The following is a 15709-nucleotide window of genomic DNA, read 5'->3' as shown; positions in this document are numbered from 1 at the left end:
AAAAAACCAGCAGTTAGCTGGTTTTATTATTTCTTAACACTTAGTTAAGAATGGTGCGAAAGGAGAGACTTGAACTGTTACAGCTTGTGCCTTCTTTGGGAATAGCTGAATCTAACTCTAGCGCGTCTACCAATTCCGCCACTTCCGCGAATGTGGCAGGGATAAAAAGGTTTGAAGTTAATTGGTATAAACTCAAATTTCAGGCATAAAAAAACCAGCATTTAGCTGGTTTTATTATTTCTTAACACTTAGTTAAGAATGGTGCGGAAGGAGAGACTTGAACTCTCACACCTTGCGATACTAGAACCTAAATCTAGCGCGTCTACCAATTCCGCCACTTCCGCGAATGTGGCTGGGATAAGAGGATTTGAACCTCTGAATGCCGAGATCAAAACCCGGTGCCTTACCGCTTGGCGATATCCCAGTTGTTATTTTAAGAGTTTACTTCTCTATAATATTTTATAATTAAATAAAACATTATTTCAAGTTTAACCTTCTTCAAGGATTCTAATCCGTTAATAACGTATTAGAGAATGTGGCTGGGATAAGAGGATTTGAACCTCTGAATGCCGAGATCAAAACCCGGTGCCTTACCGCTTGGCGATATCCCAATTTTTATTTTTAAAGAGTTGAATTTCTCTGATTGGATTCTTTATAAAATAAAGAATGGTGCGGAAGGAGAGACTTGAACTCTCACACCTTGCGATACTAGAACCTAAATCTAGCGCGTCTACCAATTCCGCCACTTCCGCGTAAAGTAAATGGTGGCTACACCGGGATTTGAACCTGGGACCCCATCATTATGAGTGATGTGCTCTAACCAGCTGAGCTATGTAGCCATTTTTTACTTTAATCTTAACTTGCTCTGCAGAACAGTGCGTCGTTTCGATGGGGCGCATTATGCGGATATCGGCGTACCTCGTCAACTAATTTTTAAGAAAAAAAAGGTTTTTTTGTTTATTTGCCTAAATGCTAGTCAAGTTGTTTTTATTTTGTGCAAACATAACCAAAAAACACCTTGTTATAGAGTTTTCTATTAACGAAAAAGTTAAACTGAAGGTAATTAAACTCAACGATAGCGAACTATGAAGATATTACACACCTCAGATTGGCACCTTGGCCAGTATTTTATGATGAAAACGCGAGAAAGCGAACATAAAGGATTTTTATCTTGGTTAATTGAGGTGGTAAATGAACAGCAAATAGATGCGGTGATTGTAGCAGGGGATATTTTTGATAGTGCCTCGCCAGCTTCCTATGCACGAAAACTATATGCTGATTTTGTAGTGCAATTACAACAGAGCTTTTGTTCTCAATTAGTAATTGTCTCTGGTAATCACGATAGTGTAGCCGTGCTTAATGAAAGTAAATCATTGTTAAGTGCCTTAAATGTATCTGTTTTAGCAGGGTTAAGTGATGATTTATCCGATCACCTTATTAGTTTAAAAGATAAAAAAGGTGAACAGCAGGCTTTAATGTGTGCCTTACCTTTTTTACGGGCTAATGACGTTATGTTGAGCGAGCAAGGTAGTTCAGCTGAGCAAAAGCAGCAATCATTACAACAAGGCATTGCCGACACTTATCAGTCACTTTATGACTTAGCTGAAACTAAAATAAAAGAGGATAAGTTAGCAGATAACACGCCTATTATTGCCAGTGGTCATTTAACCACTGTGGGTTGTTCGGTCTCTGATTCAGTACGTGAAATTTATATTGGTACATTAACGGCTTTTCCTGCGGCTTTATTTCCTGCTTTTGATTACATTGCCCTAGGCCATTTACACAAAGCACAGCGAGTACAAAAGTCTGAGGTGATCCGTTACTGTGGCTCTCCTATTCCTTTAAGTTTTGATGAAAGTAAACAAACCAAAAAAATAAATATTATTGAATTTACTGATAAAACCGATCTACAGGTAAGTGAACTGGATATTCCACGCTTTCAAGCATTGAAAATAATCAGTGGTGACCTCGAACAGATAACAGAGCAAATTAATCACCTTAAATCTGAACTCAAAGATCAAACTGTTTGGGTAGAGGTCAAGTTAAAGCAAGCTGAGTATATATCTGATCTTCATATCCATTTAAGTCAGTTAGTAGAAGGCACGGCCATTGATATTTTAAAAGTCAGCAGTCCGCAAATTAATGAAACTAATCAATGGCAAGAAAACGATAAAAAGAGCTTAGAAAATGTGACGCCTGTACAGCTTTTTGAACATCGTTTAGAGATTGAAGACAATATAAGTGATGAGCAGAAGCAACAACTGAAAGGGCTTTTTGCTGAAGTGTTGTCAGCAGTGGAGCATCAATCATGAAGATATTATCGTTACGCTTTAAAAATTTAAACTCATTAAAGGGCGAGTGGAAAATAGATTTCCAGGAGCAAGCTTTTCAAGATAACGCTTTATTTGTGATCACAGGTCAAACCGGCGCAGGTAAAAGCACCATTTTAGATGCGATATGCTTGGCGTTATACCAACAAACTCCACGCCTGGATAAATTAACACAAAGCAAAAATGAGTTAATGACTCGTGGTACAGGCGATTGTTTAGCGGAAGTTGAGTTTGCTGTTAAAAACAAAGCGTACCGTGTCTATTGGTCTCAAAAACGCGCCCGTAATCAAGCAAATGGTAATTTACAAGCGCCGCTATGCGAGTTGAGTGAAGTTGATGGGCAAGTCTTAGCAACAAAAAGTAGTGATGTATTAAAGCAGGTCACTGAGTTAACTGGATTAGATTTTTCACGTTTTACTAAGTCCATGTTACTCGCGCAGGGTGGTTTTGCTGCTTTTCTAAATGCCTCTAGTGGTGAGCGAGCTGAATTATTAGAAGAGTTAACAGGTACAGAGATCTATTGTGAAATCGCACAATATGTTTATCAGCAAAATAAGCAGATACAAGCGGAATTAACACTATTAACCGAACAAGCAAAAGTGCTGAGTGTATTAGATGAAGCAGAGCGAGAAATCTTAGCTGAAGAGGTAAAACAACTCGAAGCACAACAAAAAAGCCTCTCTGTTGAAGCTCAAGTTTTAGATAAAACATTAACTTGGTTACAAGAGAATACAAAGTATGAAAAGGCTGTCGCAGAGCAAAAGTTAATACTTGCTAATATCGAACAGCAAAAAAGTGACTTTAAAAGTAAGCAAGTTCGTTTAGAAAAGGCTGAAAAAGCCGAGAAACTCACTCCTATTTATGACGCACAGCAATACGCAGATGCTCAACACATAAAAATAAAAGCACAATTAGCCAGTATTTTGGAGCAAGAGAAAGCAAATAATAGTGCTATCGCCACCTTGCAAGAAAAGCAGTTACAACAAGCAACGAGTGTTTCATTACAACAGCAAGAAACGACTAAAGCACTGGATGAAATTAATAAAGTGTTAGTGCCTTTAGATATTGCAATCTCAGATAAAAAAGCACAACAAGAGACCTTGCAAACAGAGTTAGCCAGTAAACAAAAACAGGTGGCGTTAAGTCAGCAAGAGCTCAGTGTAGAAGAGAACAAAGTAAAGAGTGCACAAACAAAAATAAACGAGTTAGATACCTTATTAAAACAGCAAGATTATATGCCTGTTGTAGGCGAACACCTCGCTAGTGTCGCTTTGCAGTTAACACAGCTCGATGAGGCTAAAACCAAGCGCGCTGACTTGGTCCAGTCATTAGACACAGCGGAACAGAAAAAGCAGGTATTGCACTCCACTAATCAAAGGGTGGAGCAAGAGCTACAAACCCTGTTAAACAATACGCAGCCGTTACAAACTCAGTTGCAACAATTAAATACTGATATAAGTCATGCCTGTGATGCGTTACCTGGTGCTACTTTGGCAACTGGGGACCAACAGTTGATGACATTACAGGGAGAGTTAAAGCAACTACAAACCTGTTTGCCATTGTCCGAAAAGTTAGATCAAATTGAAATGGAATTGCTTAAAAAGCAAGGTGACTTAAATCGATTAGAGACGAGCATTCATGATGATAAAATACAGTTAGAGAATCTAAAGGAGCACGGCTCTCAATTAGCTAACGATGTGGCGAATACTGAAAAACTGCTCGAGCAGGAGCAAATTATTCACAGCTTAGCTGAGTTGCAATTAAAGGTGCAAGAAGACCAACCTTGCCCGTTATGTGGTTCGTTATCTCATCCTGCACTCGTCAACTATCAACAGATAGATGTACCGGAGCATCAGTTACGTTTACAGCAACTACAACAAGCATTAATGAAAGCACGTAAAGATTATGCTGAATTAAACGGGCAGTTTAAAACCAAGATTGAGCAGTTTAAAGAGTTACAAACTTCACTGCAATCGCAGTTAAATGATAAAAGTGAATATCAGCAACATTGGTCAAATCATGCGTATTTGCAGCATCGTGTTTATGATGCCAATAGCAGCCAGCAGTTGAAGACCTTGTATCAAGAGCTTGAAACTAAGCTAAGTTACACTCAACAACAGGTTGAAAAGGTTCGTGGGTTACAACAGTCGCACCTTGAGTTAGAAAAGCAGATACGAAAGATGTCTGAAAATCAACATCAACTATCATTACAACAGCAGCAAAACCGTTATGAAGAAAAAACGCTGCTGGAGCAGGTTAATTCACTTTCTGAAGAGTTGAGACAAAGCAAGCATAAAATAGCAGCATTACAGGCTAGCATTACTGAGCAGTTACCTGAGCAAGTTGCAGCTAATGATGTCATGGGGAAACTGCTCTTTTCAGCCCCACAAAAATGGCTTGAAAAAGCGAAAGAGCAAGTGGAGCAATATAAATCGCAATTACAGCTTCAACAGACAATGACGGCCGAACTCACTGAGTTAAATCAACAAACACAATTATTAACGCAAGCGTTACAACAACAAAAGCTAGCATTAGATGAGCTTAGCGGGAAAGTGACGGTATTAACGCAACAGATTGAACAGCTACAATTACAAAGAGCGCAGCAGTTTGGGGAAAAAAGTGAACAACAATTACGTGAAAGCACGAATGCAAAATTAACCGCTAGCCAAGCTAAGCTAGGAGAGATCAACACAGAGTTACAAGTCTTAACGGATAAGGCGCAAGCATTAAAGGGTGAAAGTGCGCAATTATTGGCTTCTGAACAAGAGTATCAAGCAGAGTCTAAGGCTAAATCGTCACAGTTTGAAAAAGCATTAATCGCCTCTGCATTTATAGACCAAGCTGAGTATTTGAGCGCTTGTTTAGCAGCAGAAGAGATTCAAGCGTTATTGTCTCAACGTCAACAGTTACAAGATAGTGCATTAAAAGAGAGTACTCGCTTGGAAACGTTGAGCCGCCAACTGGCAGAATTACAAGCAAGTAAGCTAACTGATAAAGCATTAGCACAAGTTGAGGAGGATATACTTCAACTGCAACAAAAAATGCAGGCACACCAAACCAAGTATGCGACACAGTTTGGCTTGCTACAAGCTGATAATAATAACAAACAAAAGCAACAAGGTATTTTTCAACAACAGCAACAAAAACAACAAAATGCGCAGCATTGGGAGATGCTTAATAAACTGATTGGCTCTGCAGATGGGGCTAAATTTAGAACCTTTGCACAGGGAGTGACTTTAGATAATTTAGTCTATCTGGCGAATAAAGAGATGGCGAACTTACACCAACGTTATCAATTGCAACGTAATATTAATCAACCTTTAGCATTACAGGTGATCGATTTATGGCAAGCAAATGCAGTACGTGATGTTAAAACCTTATCGGGTGGTGAAAGTTTCTTAGTGAGCCTTGGTTTAGCCTTAGCCTTATCCAACTTAGTGAGCCATAAAACACAAATAGAATCCTTGTTCTTAGATGAAGGGTTTGGCACCTTAGACGCTGGTACCTTAGAAGTTGCTTTAGAGGCATTAGAGCGACTTAATGCGAGCGGTAAGCTAATTGGCATTATATCGCACGTAGATGCTTTAAAAGAGCGCATTAATCATCAAATACATGTTACTAAAGGCACATCAGCTGGGTTTAGTCAATTAGCAGCAGGCTATCGATTTAACGCAGATACTGCGAGTAATTAATCCTAAGTACATGAATTTAATTATATAAATAATGAGACTCAGAGCAAAACGAGAGTACCTAAAAGTAGATATTTATCGGCGCTTAAGTAAAATCAGATAAAAATAATAAGGTAAATTATGTTACAGCAGGAAAGGCACAGTAAAATCTTAATGTTACTCAGTCAATTCGGGCGAGTCTACGCAGCAGAGTTAAGTGTGCAATTAGGGGTTTCTGAAGATACGGTCCGTAGAGATTTAAAAGCACTTGATGAGTTAAAACAACTAAGGCGTGTACACGGTGGTGCGTTACCCTTACAGCATGAACATCAAGAGTATCGTCAACGTCATGAAGAGATTGACCCGTTAAAACAACGTGTGGCGATGGCGGCTATCCCATTTATTAAAGAGGGACAAACGATCCTCATTGACTCAGGTACGACTTGCCTGCAGTTAGCAATGAATTTACCCACTGATTTTAGCTTTACAGTTGTCACGCCTAGCCCTTTAGTCGCAACAAAGCTTATTCATCATAATAATATTGAACTAATCTTATTAGGTGGAAAAATATTTAAACCAGCTGTGATGGCGTTAGGAGCAACCACTAATGCGATGTTAAGAAAGATTCACTTCGACACTTGTTTTTTAGGAGTAGGGGCATTGCACCCAAGCCAAGGGTTAAGCATCAATCATATCGATGAAGCGGAAACCTTAGCGACTATCATTGAGCAGTCAGAACAGGTCGTTACTCTTGCTTCACATTTAAAGCTGGGGAAAATGAGTACCTATAAAGTATGTGGTACACATAAGATCAATTACTTGGTTACTGATCCAAAGTCAGACCCCAAACTACTTAGTTTGTTTGCGGATCAAGGAATTAATATACAATTGTGTGGCGAATAGAAATAGATTAATGGATTAATCTGTTGGTTAAATAGGAGTTGAACAATAATGTCTAATGAGCAAACGGTACTAATAGTCGATGACTCACCTAGTATCTTAAAAATGTTAGCGTCATGTATTAAAGGGCTCTGTAATATTAATACAGCGCACAGTGGACAAGCATGTTTACAGATAGCTGCGCAATTTCCACAGCCAGATTTAATCTTGTTAGATGTATCCATGCCTGAGATGGATGGTTATGAGGTGTGTAAAGCATTAAAAGCTGATCCCGTGACAGTGTCTATTCCCGTTATTTTTGTGACCGGATTACAGGGTGAAAAGGACGAAGAGAAAGGTCTCATGATTGGTGCCGTTGATTATATTACTAAACCTTTTCGACCTGCGATTGTAGCTGCACGTGTGAGCACACATTTAACCATTAAGTTGCAGCAAGATAAGCTTAATCAATTAGCTTTTTATGATCAGCTAACTGGTTTATATAATAGACATTATTTAATGGATGTTGCTAAGCAAAAAATGCAAGCAGCCCAACAACAGCAGCATCCGTTATGGGTGTTAATGGTTGATGTCGACCACTTTAAATCGATTAATGATAACCATGGTCACTCAGTAGGAGATTTGGTGTTACAGCAAGTTGGAGCAGCGTTAGCGATAGATGACGAAACCGCTGTGACTGCGCGCTCTGGTGGGGAAGAGTTTGTTATTCTCTTTGATCAATGTGACGATGAAGAAGCTTTTAATAAAGCGATATTGTTATTGGACGCCATAGAGAGCCTTGATCCACATAAGATTAATGTCACTATTAGTATTGGTATGGCAAAAATTTCTGAGCAAGACAAAGATTTTGATAGTCTATTAAAACGGGCTGATATAGCGTTATATAAAGCAAAAGAGAATGGTAGAAATAGATTAGAACTTGCTTTTTGATCCTATCAATATTTTTTAAAGATATAAAAAAACGGCAACCTAGGTTGCCGTTTTTATTATTATGAACGTAATTAAACGTTAAAGCGGAAGTGGATCACGTCACCATCTTGAGTGATGTATGATTTACCTTCTAAACGCCATTTACCCGCTTCTTTCGCACCAGCTTCACCTTTGCATTCAACGAAGTCGTCAAAGCCAATGATTTCAGCACGGATAAAGCCACGTTCAAAGTCAGTGTGGATTTTACCAGCCGCTTGTGGCGCAGTCGCTCCTACAGGGACAGTCCAAGCACGTACTTCTTTAACGCCTGCAGTAAAGTAAGTTTGTAAGTGTAATAACTCGTAACCACTGTAGATTACACGGTTCAATCCAGGCTCTTCTTGGCCAATTCCTTCTAGGAACTCTGCTTTATCTTCATCATCTAATTCAGCGATTTCAGATTCAATTGAAGCGCACACAGGCACAACTACAGCATTTTCTTTGGATGCAATTTCACGTACTTTATCTAAGAATGGGTTATCTTCAAAACCATCTTCAGCTACGTTAGCAATGTACATAGTTGGTTTTAGTGTTAAAAAGCTTAGGTATTGGATAGCCGCTAGTTCTTCTTTTTCGAAGTCTAAACCACGTACCATACCATCATCTTCTAAGTGGGCTTTAATACGCTCTAAAATAGGTAATTCAAATTTAGCGTCTTTATCGCCGCCTTTGGCCTTTTTAGTTAAACGTAAGATAGCACGATCACAGCTTTCTAAATCAGCTAGTGCCAATTCAGTATTGATGATATCGATATCTTCTTGTGGATCGATCTTACCTGCTACGTGAACGATATTTTCATCTTGGAAACAACGTACAACATGACCAATTGCGTCAGTTTCACGGATGTTAGCTAGGAATTTATTACCTAAACCTTCACCTTTTGATGCACCTTCAACTAACCCGGCAATATCAACAAACTCCATCGTTGTTGGTATTACTTTCTGTGGATTGACGATAGCAGAAAGTTGGTCTAAACGTGGATCTGGTACAGGTACGATGCCAGTATTAGGCTCGATAGTACAAAAAGGGAAGTTAGCCGCTTCAATGCCTGCTTTAGTTAATGCATTAAAAAGGGTCGATTTACCAACGTTGGGTAAACCTACAATACCACATTTAAAACCCATGATTTTATCCTATTAATTTACTGTTATTGTGCTTTGAAGCTATGTAAGCGATTCATCGCTTTTTCGATACCGTCGACCCCTAAAATATGGGTACAACGCGCTGCTTCATCGATACTTTGCTCGATCAAATTTTGTTCTGTACTCGTTGCTTTACCAAGTACATAACCGCTAACACGATTTTTATCACCAGGGTGGCCGATACCAATACGTAAACGGTAAAAATTCTTGTTATTGCCTAGTTTTGAAATGATATCACGTAAACCATTATGCCCACCATGACCACCACCTAGTTTAAATTTAGCGATACCAGGAACGATATCTAGCTCATCATGAGCTACTAAAATTTCTTCGGGTTTAATTTGGTAGTATTTTGCCATTGCGCTAACCGCTTTACCACTGAGGTTCATAAAGGTAGTTGGGACTAATAAGCGAATGTCATTTCCAGCAAACTGAATACGACCAGTATGGCCAAAGAATTTAGCTTCTGGTTTTAGCTGGATGTTTTCTTGAGAGGCGAGTTGTTGTATGTACCATTGTCCGGCATTGTGTCGAGTATTTGCATATTCGGGGCCTGGATTAGCCAGGCCCACAAGCAATTTAATCGTAGTTGACACGATTACTCAGCAGCGTCAGCTTCTGTTGCTTCTTCAGATTCTTCTTCAACAGCCGCTGTTTTCTTAACAGTGATTGCTAATAGTGGTAAATCATGCTCTTCGCCTTTGTTAAGCTCAACAGATTCAACACCTTTTGGAAGTGCAACATCAGAAATGTGAACAGTTTGACCAATTTCAACGTTTGCAATATCAACTTCGATAAATGCAGGAAGATCAGCTGGTAAACAAGTTACTTCTAATTCATTTGCTAAGTGAGCAACAACGCCGCCATTTTTAACTGCTTCTGCAGTTTCTTCGTTTAAGTAATGAAGAGGAACTGTAGTTGTGATTGTTTGAGTTGCATCAACACGTAAAAGGTCTAAATGTTGGATGCGCTCTTTGAAAGCGTGACGTTGGATATCTTTAAGCAATACTTGCTCAGCAACACCGTCGACTTCTAGGCTTAATACAGAAGAGTAAAATGCTTCGATACCTTCAACTTTCATTAACTCTTTGTGTTCAAAAGTTAAAGAAACAGGCTCTTTTCCTGCACCGTATACAACACCAGGTGTTTGGTCTGTGTGACGTAGGCGGCGGCTCGCACCTTTCCCTAAATCTGTACGGCTTGTAGCGATTAATGTAATTGACATGGTAAAACTCCATTAATGAGGATATTAATATTAATTCCTCAAATTAAAATAGATTATCGTTTGCGACCAGCGATAACCACCTTCCCCTTAGTTAAGGGTGTATAAAAAAGGCGCGCTATAGTAACTCAGTAAGTGCGTTTGTACAAATTAAATACGAAAAAAAAGCGTTTATTCCTAAGAAATAAACGCTTTCCTAAAAGCAAACTAAGACAGTGTTACTATCTTATTGATTTTTAGTAATGGAACATCGCAGAGATAGATTCTTCATTACTTACACGACGAATCGCTTCAGCTAGCATACCGCTTAAAGTAAGCTGTTTTACTTTGCCTGTTGCCATGATTTCATCTGTTAATGGGATAGAATCCGTTACGATGAACTCGTCAATAACTGAGTTTTTGATGTTCTCTAATGCAGAACCAGAGAATACTGCATGAGTTGCATAAGCGTAAACAGATAATGCACCACGTTCTTTAAGTGCTGCTGCCGCTTGACATAATGTACCGCCAGTATCGATCATGTCATCAACGATGATACAGTTACGGCCTTCAACGTCACCGATTAAGTGCATTACTTGTGCAACGTTTGCTTTAGGGCGACGTTTATCAATGATTGCTAAGTCTGCATCATCTAATAATTTAGCGTGTGCTCGAGCACGAACAACACCACCGATATCTGGTGATACGATCATTGGGTTTTCTAATTTTTTCTCTAACATATCTTCTAGTAGTACAGAGCTACCGAATACGTTATCAACAGGCACATCAAAGAAACCTTGAATCTGTTCTGCATGTAAGTCAACTGTCATTACGCGGTCAACACCAACGTTAGATAGAAAGTCAGCCACTACTTTTGCAGTAATTGGAACACGGCTTGAACGCACACGACGGTCTTGGCGTGCATAACCAAAGTATGGGATTACCGCAGTAATTCGCCCTGCTGAAGCACGACGTAGTGCATCAATCATGACAATCAGTTCCATTAAGTTGTCGTTAGTTGGAGCACAAGTCGATTGCACGATGAAAATATCATCACCACGAACATTTTCATTAATTTGAACATGTATCTCACCATCACTAAAACGGCCTACATCAGCACTTCCTAATTTGATGAAAAGACGATCAGCAATTTTTTGGGCTAATTCGGGGGTAGCGTTACCTGCAAATAATTTCATGTTTGGCACTATGAGGACCTCTGTAATCCTGTTGATTTGGCTAATGGCAATGTACCATTAACAAGTGTGATTAATTAAATCGTAATTAATCTAGTTTGGTAGTTAATAATTCACGTAATGGTGAAATGTTTACGCCTTTGGTGGTGAAGCAATTCAACCAATTGGGCGACTTTTTTGCTAATAATTCAGCATCATCAGCATGCTCAAATGTACTAAAAACACATGCTCCTGTTCCGGTCATTTGAGTCGGAGCGTATTCTAGCAACCAGTCTATAGTCTTAGCAACCTCGGGATACTCTTTTTTAACACAAGGTTGGCAATCATTTGTCCACTTATTGCTCATAAGCTGTTCATGTGAAAGCTTTTTTGTATCTCTTTTTAATGATGGATTTTTAAATACGGCTGGTGTTGAAATATGACAGCTAGGCATAGCAACAAGATAGTAGGGTTGTGGTGGGTTAACCGATGTTAACTTTTCACCAACGCCTTCGGCAATCGCCGCTTTACCATGTATGAAAATCGGTATGTCTGCTCCTAAGCTGACACCTAGCTCTGCTAATGTTTGTTTACTTAAATTAAGTTGCCAATGATAGTTTAAGGCAACTAATGTGGTTGCTGCATCTGATGATCCGCCACCCAAGCCTCCGCCCATGGGCAGGTTCTTCTCTAATTCGATATGTGCGCCAAGTGGGCAATTGCTGTGCTTTTTCAGTAAACGAGCAGCTTTGTAAATTAGGTTACTTTTAAGAGGTACGCCTGCAATCTCTGGCGAGATAGTAATTTCTCCACTACGATTGGCATTGATGGTGAGAAAATCACAACGGTCAATAAATTGAAATAGGGTTTGTAAATTATGGTAACCATCAGAGCGTTGCCCTGTGATGTATAAAAATAGGTTAAGTTTCGCTGGCGCGGGCCAGCGAATTTTTTCGATACGCATGGATAAACTCTATTGTTGTTGGGTGTTCCACTGGCTAACCGCTATTTTAAGTTTGATATCATCGCGGTTAAGGTCAATTTTTCGTGGTAAGTAGTAGCCTGAAAAGTCTTGGTAGTCTTGATATCTAATTTCCCATTGCTTACCACTACTATCTGTTCCTAATAAATCACTCACTTGTTGTTGTTCATTAAGTTGATAAGGTGCCTGCTCTGGGTTGCCCTTAACCCATTGTTGTAATGCTTGAACAGGTAAATCTAACCCAGGCGCTAACTGCTTAATTAAGGTATTAGCATCTTGTCCGGTATAAACCTGATCATCATTATCAATGATTTCTACCCCTTGCTCATTTTTAGTGACCTGTAAAATACGAGTTCCAATGAAAGTCGTTAATTGTATCGCGTAATTATCACCTTGTTGACGCCAATATATGTTGGCAGTCTGGCGTTCGGACTCAAGGAAAATAGCTAATTTACCCGTTAATATCCAATCATCTAACTGTTGTAGTTGTTTTTGGTGTTGTTGCCATGTGAGATTGCTTGGTACAGAGGGCTCTTCGGAAGTATTGAATTGAGAACAACCAGCTAAGGTGATCATAAGGAATAGTGTTGCTAATTTTTTCATTGTTTAAACCCATCTAAAGAAGTGACTCTAATATAGCAAAGTATTTAATCGATGGCTTTGTTCCTTTATAAAAATCTATTAGTAACTTAGTGATAGTAAAAGGGGATAAGGTATAGATATTTCTTGATTGACATTTTGGCACCAAAAGATGGATTAATTAAGTTCTTATACTATTTTTAATAGATATTTGATTAATTGAATTAATTTTTACAACAAACCATCTAAATAAGGCCGCTGATCTGCAAACGTAATGGCATGCTTAAAAGGGAGGGAAAGTTAGATAATTAATTATTTTGTATCATTGATATTAGAATCATCGATATTCTTTTTAGCCTTGTCTTGTTTTTTATCAAAATATGGCTATAAAGTCACTTATCGAAGAAAAAAATATCTCTTTAGTTATAGTTGTTGTGTAAATTACATATTTAATGAGTAAAAATGATTTCACAAGGAGGGGAAGCGATTTTTGTTAATTTGTTAAGTATTGAATGAACACATTAAGTATTTTTTATAGAAAATAAACTTGTCTTGGTTTAATAAAACTAAGGTATAAGTTGTAAAAGGCTGATTAAGGATAATGTCATGCACTTATTGGATAAATTTTTAGGGTTACAGCAGTCTTTAACACAGTTAGGGGTACAGCATAGTGACTCTGAAAAAGACGATTCAGCGCTTAAAATACAGACTATTTTAAAGTCTTGTTGTCAATTGTTAAATGTCTCACGTGTTAGTGTATGGCTTTTTAATGATCAAAAAAGCAGTATCGTTTGCCAATATCTCTATATTAAAGAAGAGAACCGATTCGACGCTGGTATAGAGATACTAGAGTCTTCGTGTCCTGAGTATTTTAAGTCACTAAATACGAGCCGCGTTATTAACGCCGATAATGCAAGAACTGATAGCAGAACCAAAGAGTTTTTAGAAGGCTATTTGACTCCGCTTAATATTATGTCCATGTTAGATGCGCCAATTTTTAGAGATGGCGAGTTATCAGGGGTGTTATGTATTGAGCAAACACTACAACATCAATACTGGGATATGGCGGAAATTTCCTATGCAGTTTCAGTTGCAGACTGTATTTCATTGATTTATGCGCAGTCCAAATGGCTGTTTGAAAAGCAAAAAATACGTTATATGGAAAGAATAGATCCATTAACCAGTTTAGAAAACCGTTTATTTTTTCAAAAAAGAATATTTCAAGATATTAGCCATGCTTCCCCCAATGATAACTGTGCCGTTGTGTTAATCGGTTTAGATGAATTTACTAATATTAATGCACGCTTTAGTTACGATTTTGCCAATAAATTATTATGTGAAATTGCGCGCCGTTTAGAAAGTATCTCAGTCAATTTACCTTATCAATTATCTCGAGTTGGTGGTGACCTCTTTGCGCTATGGTTAGCTGACTTTAGAAAGCATAGCCAGCTAGAATATGTGATTGCAAGTATTAAAGCGCAGTTTAATGACGGGTTTAAAACCTTTACTAATGAAGTGATTAACTTAACCGCTAGCCTTGGGGTGTTTAATTGTTGTATTAAAGAATTAGCAGATAAAGATCCGTTACGTAAAGCTGAAATCGCCATGCTGAAGGCTAAAGCTAATGGCAATGGCAGTGTTTCCTACTTTAATCCGATATGGTTAATAGAACACCAGGAAGAAGCTTCATTAGAGCATGAATTTGTAGATGCATTAAACAATGGTGAGATTGTTGCTTTTTACCAGCCTATTATTAAACAAAACTATCAAAGCTCGGGCTTCTCTTTAGAGGCGCTAGTTCGCTGGTTACACCCTACTAAGGGGGTAATAACACCGAATATCATTTTACCTATTGCTAAGCGTTTAGGGTTAATGGGGCAGTTAGGCATGGTTATCTTTGAACAAACTTGTGTTGATATTAAGAGGTTTAAAGCATTAGGACTAAAACTGAAGCGAATCTCTGTCAATATTTCCTCAGAACAACTGTTTTCACCACAATTAATTAATCAGATTGAAAGCTGTTTAAAGGAGCAAAAGGTACCTACTGCATTAGTTGAGTTTGAAATAGTAGAAGAGTTGATGGCAGGGGACTTTCAAGTGTTATCAACACAAATAGATAAGTTAACTGATCTAGGGATTCAACTCTCTATTGATGATTTTGGCACTGGGTATTCTTCACTCTCCCGTTTAAAGAATCTCAATGTATCTAAGCTAAAAATTGATAAGTCTTTTGTTGATGGGTTACCACATGGTGACGAGGATATTTGTATTGTTAAGTCTATTATTGGTTTGGCTAAAGGAATGGGCTTAGATATAGTGGCAGAAGGGGTAGAAACACAGGAGCAAGCGAGTTGGTTATTTGAGAATGGTTGTGATTATTTACAGGGGTATTTAATTTCTAAACCGATTCATGCGGATGATCTTCTTACGTTAATGTCACAACAGAATGATTTTTTTAAAATTGAAACTAGCGTTTAACAGGTACGGTTTAGTTTGTTCATTAATGAGTTGTTTAATAATAAATGAATTTATACCAATCATAGTAAGTAACTGATCTATTTTACTTGTTAAAACAACTTATTTCTTCGTTGTAAGTTTCGTATAGGGAACAACCATTTACATCAACTTACGCCTCAAACTAAGCCATTTTTCCGGCGCAAAATTTAGATCAGTTATTTAATACAATTGGTATTACCGTACTGACCTATTCTGTTTACGACACATCCTTTGACCTTGGGGCGCTGGCTTTAGCCTGCAGTGTCTTTG

The 15709-nt window shown here is 38.3% G+C and carries 11 protein-coding genes and 5 tRNA genes; 5 read left to right on the top strand and 11 right to left on the bottom strand.

What is annotated here, in order from left to right; genetic code table 11:
• Positions 1-259: 259 nt before the first annotated feature.
• The 5 genes from DS885_RS14950 to DS885_RS14930 all read right to left on the bottom strand — a co-directional run bounded on the left by DS885_RS14950 (position 260) and on the right by DS885_RS14930 (position 839).
• Positions 260-344 (bottom strand) — tRNA-Leu (locus DS885_RS14950).
• Between the two features lie 5 nt (positions 345-349).
• Positions 350-424: transfer RNA gene (locus tag DS885_RS14945), tRNA-Gln, on the bottom strand.
• Between the two features lie 112 nt (positions 425-536).
• Positions 537-611 (bottom strand) — tRNA-Gln (locus DS885_RS14940).
• A gap of 56 nt (positions 612-667) precedes the next feature.
• A tRNA-Leu gene (locus DS885_RS14935) sits at positions 668-752 on the bottom strand.
• Positions 753-762: 10 nt separating this feature from the next.
• Positions 763-839: transfer RNA gene (locus tag DS885_RS14930), tRNA-Met, on the bottom strand.
• Positions 840-1085: 246 nt separating this feature from the next.
• Between DS885_RS14930 and sbcD the strand changes: the two genes are divergently transcribed.
• The 4 genes from sbcD (at position 1086) to DS885_RS14910 (ending at position 7828) form a co-directional block, all read left to right on the top strand.
• A complete protein-coding gene (gene sbcD, locus DS885_RS14925) occupies positions 1086-2312 on the top strand; it encodes an exonuclease subunit SbcD (RefSeq protein WP_113820212.1) in 1227 nt (408 codons plus the stop codon).
• Entirely contained in the window at positions 2309-6022 is a 3714-nt protein-coding gene (locus DS885_RS14920) for an SbcC/MukB-like Walker B domain-containing protein (protein WP_113820211.1), read from the top strand. The genes sbcD and DS885_RS14920 overlap by 4 nt, the downstream gene beginning before the upstream one ends.
• Positions 6023-6139: 117 nt before the next feature.
• Entirely contained in the window at positions 6140-6901 is a 762-nt protein-coding gene (locus tag DS885_RS14915; RefSeq protein WP_113820210.1) for a DeoR/GlpR family DNA-binding transcription regulator, read from the top strand.
• A gap of 48 nt (positions 6902-6949) precedes the next feature.
• The gene (locus DS885_RS14910; RefSeq protein WP_113820209.1) at positions 6950-7828 is read left to right on the top strand and encodes a diguanylate cyclase; all 879 of its coding nucleotides are present in this window, start codon (positions 6950-6952) and stop codon (positions 7826-7828) included.
• 71 nt (positions 7829-7899) lie between these two features.
• Here the strand turns inward: DS885_RS14910 and ychF are convergent, their stop codons facing one another.
• From ychF to lolB, 6 genes are all read right to left on the bottom strand, one after another.
• Complete coding sequence (gene ychF, locus DS885_RS14905; protein ID WP_113820208.1) at positions 7900-8991, bottom strand: redox-regulated ATPase YchF; 1092 nt, start codon at positions 8989-8991, stop codon at positions 7900-7902.
• Between the two features lie 23 nt (positions 8992-9014).
• Positions 9015-9605 carry an aminoacyl-tRNA hydrolase gene (gene pth / locus DS885_RS14900; RefSeq protein WP_113820207.1) on the bottom strand — a complete coding sequence of 197 codons (591 nt, stop codon included), beginning with the start codon at positions 9603-9605 and terminating at the stop codon, positions 9015-9017.
• 2 nt (positions 9606-9607) lie between these two features.
• Complete coding sequence (locus DS885_RS14895; RefSeq protein WP_113820206.1) at positions 9608-10234, bottom strand: 50S ribosomal protein L25/general stress protein Ctc; 627 nt, start codon at positions 10232-10234, stop codon at positions 9608-9610.
• Positions 10235-10467: 233 nt separating this feature from the next.
• Positions 10468-11415, bottom strand: coding sequence for a ribose-phosphate pyrophosphokinase (locus DS885_RS14890; RefSeq protein WP_113820205.1), 948 nt, complete (start codon positions 11413-11415; stop codon positions 10468-10470).
• A gap of 76 nt (positions 11416-11491) precedes the next feature.
• Positions 11492-12346 (bottom strand): 4-(cytidine 5'-diphospho)-2-C-methyl-D-erythritol kinase, encoded by an 855-nt coding sequence (gene ispE, locus DS885_RS14885; protein ID WP_113820204.1) that lies wholly within the window; start codon positions 12344-12346, stop codon positions 11492-11494.
• Between the two features lie 9 nt (positions 12347-12355).
• Positions 12356-12967, bottom strand: a complete 612-nt coding sequence (lolB, locus tag DS885_RS14880; RefSeq protein ID WP_113820203.1) for a lipoprotein insertase outer membrane protein LolB — start codon at positions 12965-12967, stop codon at positions 12356-12358.
• Positions 12968-13549: 582 nt separating this feature from the next.
• Here lolB and DS885_RS14875 point away from each other — a divergent pair.
• Entirely contained in the window at positions 13550-15421 is a 1872-nt protein-coding gene (locus tag DS885_RS14875; protein ID WP_113820202.1) for a sensor domain-containing phosphodiesterase, read from the top strand.
• The last annotated feature ends 288 nt before the right edge of the window (positions 15422-15709 follow it).

Source organism: Psychromonas sp. B3M02 (genome assembly GCF_003318165.1).
GTDB lineage: Bacteria > Pseudomonadota > Gammaproteobacteria > Enterobacterales > Psychromonadaceae > Psychromonas.
Note: the sequence above shows the minus strand (reverse complement) of the source record. Positions and strands in the feature narration are given on the sequence as shown.

Bases quoted from the DNA above. Each gene is read 5' to 3' on its own strand.
- lolB (WP_113820203.1), bottom strand. From the start codon at position 12,967: ATGAAAAAATTAGCAACACTATTCCTTATGATCACCTTAGCTGGTTGT.
- sbcD (WP_113820212.1), top strand. From the start codon at position 1,086: ATGAAGATATTACACACCTCAGATTGGCACCTTGGCCAGTATTTTATG.
- DS885_RS14895 (WP_113820206.1), bottom strand. From the start codon at position 10,234: ATGTCAATTACATTAATCGCTACAAGCCGTACAGATTTAGGGAAAGGT.
- ychF (WP_113820208.1), bottom strand. From the start codon at position 8,991: ATGGGTTTTAAATGTGGTATTGTAGGTTTACCCAACGTTGGTAAATCG.
- DS885_RS14875 (WP_113820202.1), top strand. From the start codon at position 13,550: ATGCACTTATTGGATAAATTTTTAGGGTTACAGCAGTCTTTAACACAG.
- DS885_RS14915 (WP_113820210.1), top strand. From the start codon at position 6,140: ATGTTACAGCAGGAAAGGCACAGTAAAATCTTAATGTTACTCAGTCAA.
- ispE (WP_113820204.1), bottom strand. From the start codon at position 12,346: ATGCGTATCGAAAAAATTCGCTGGCCCGCGCCAGCGAAACTTAACCTA.
- DS885_RS14910 (WP_113820209.1), top strand. From the start codon at position 6,950: ATGTCTAATGAGCAAACGGTACTAATAGTCGATGACTCACCTAGTATC.
- DS885_RS14920 (WP_113820211.1), top strand. From the start codon at position 2,309: ATGAAGATATTATCGTTACGCTTTAAAAATTTAAACTCATTAAAGGGC.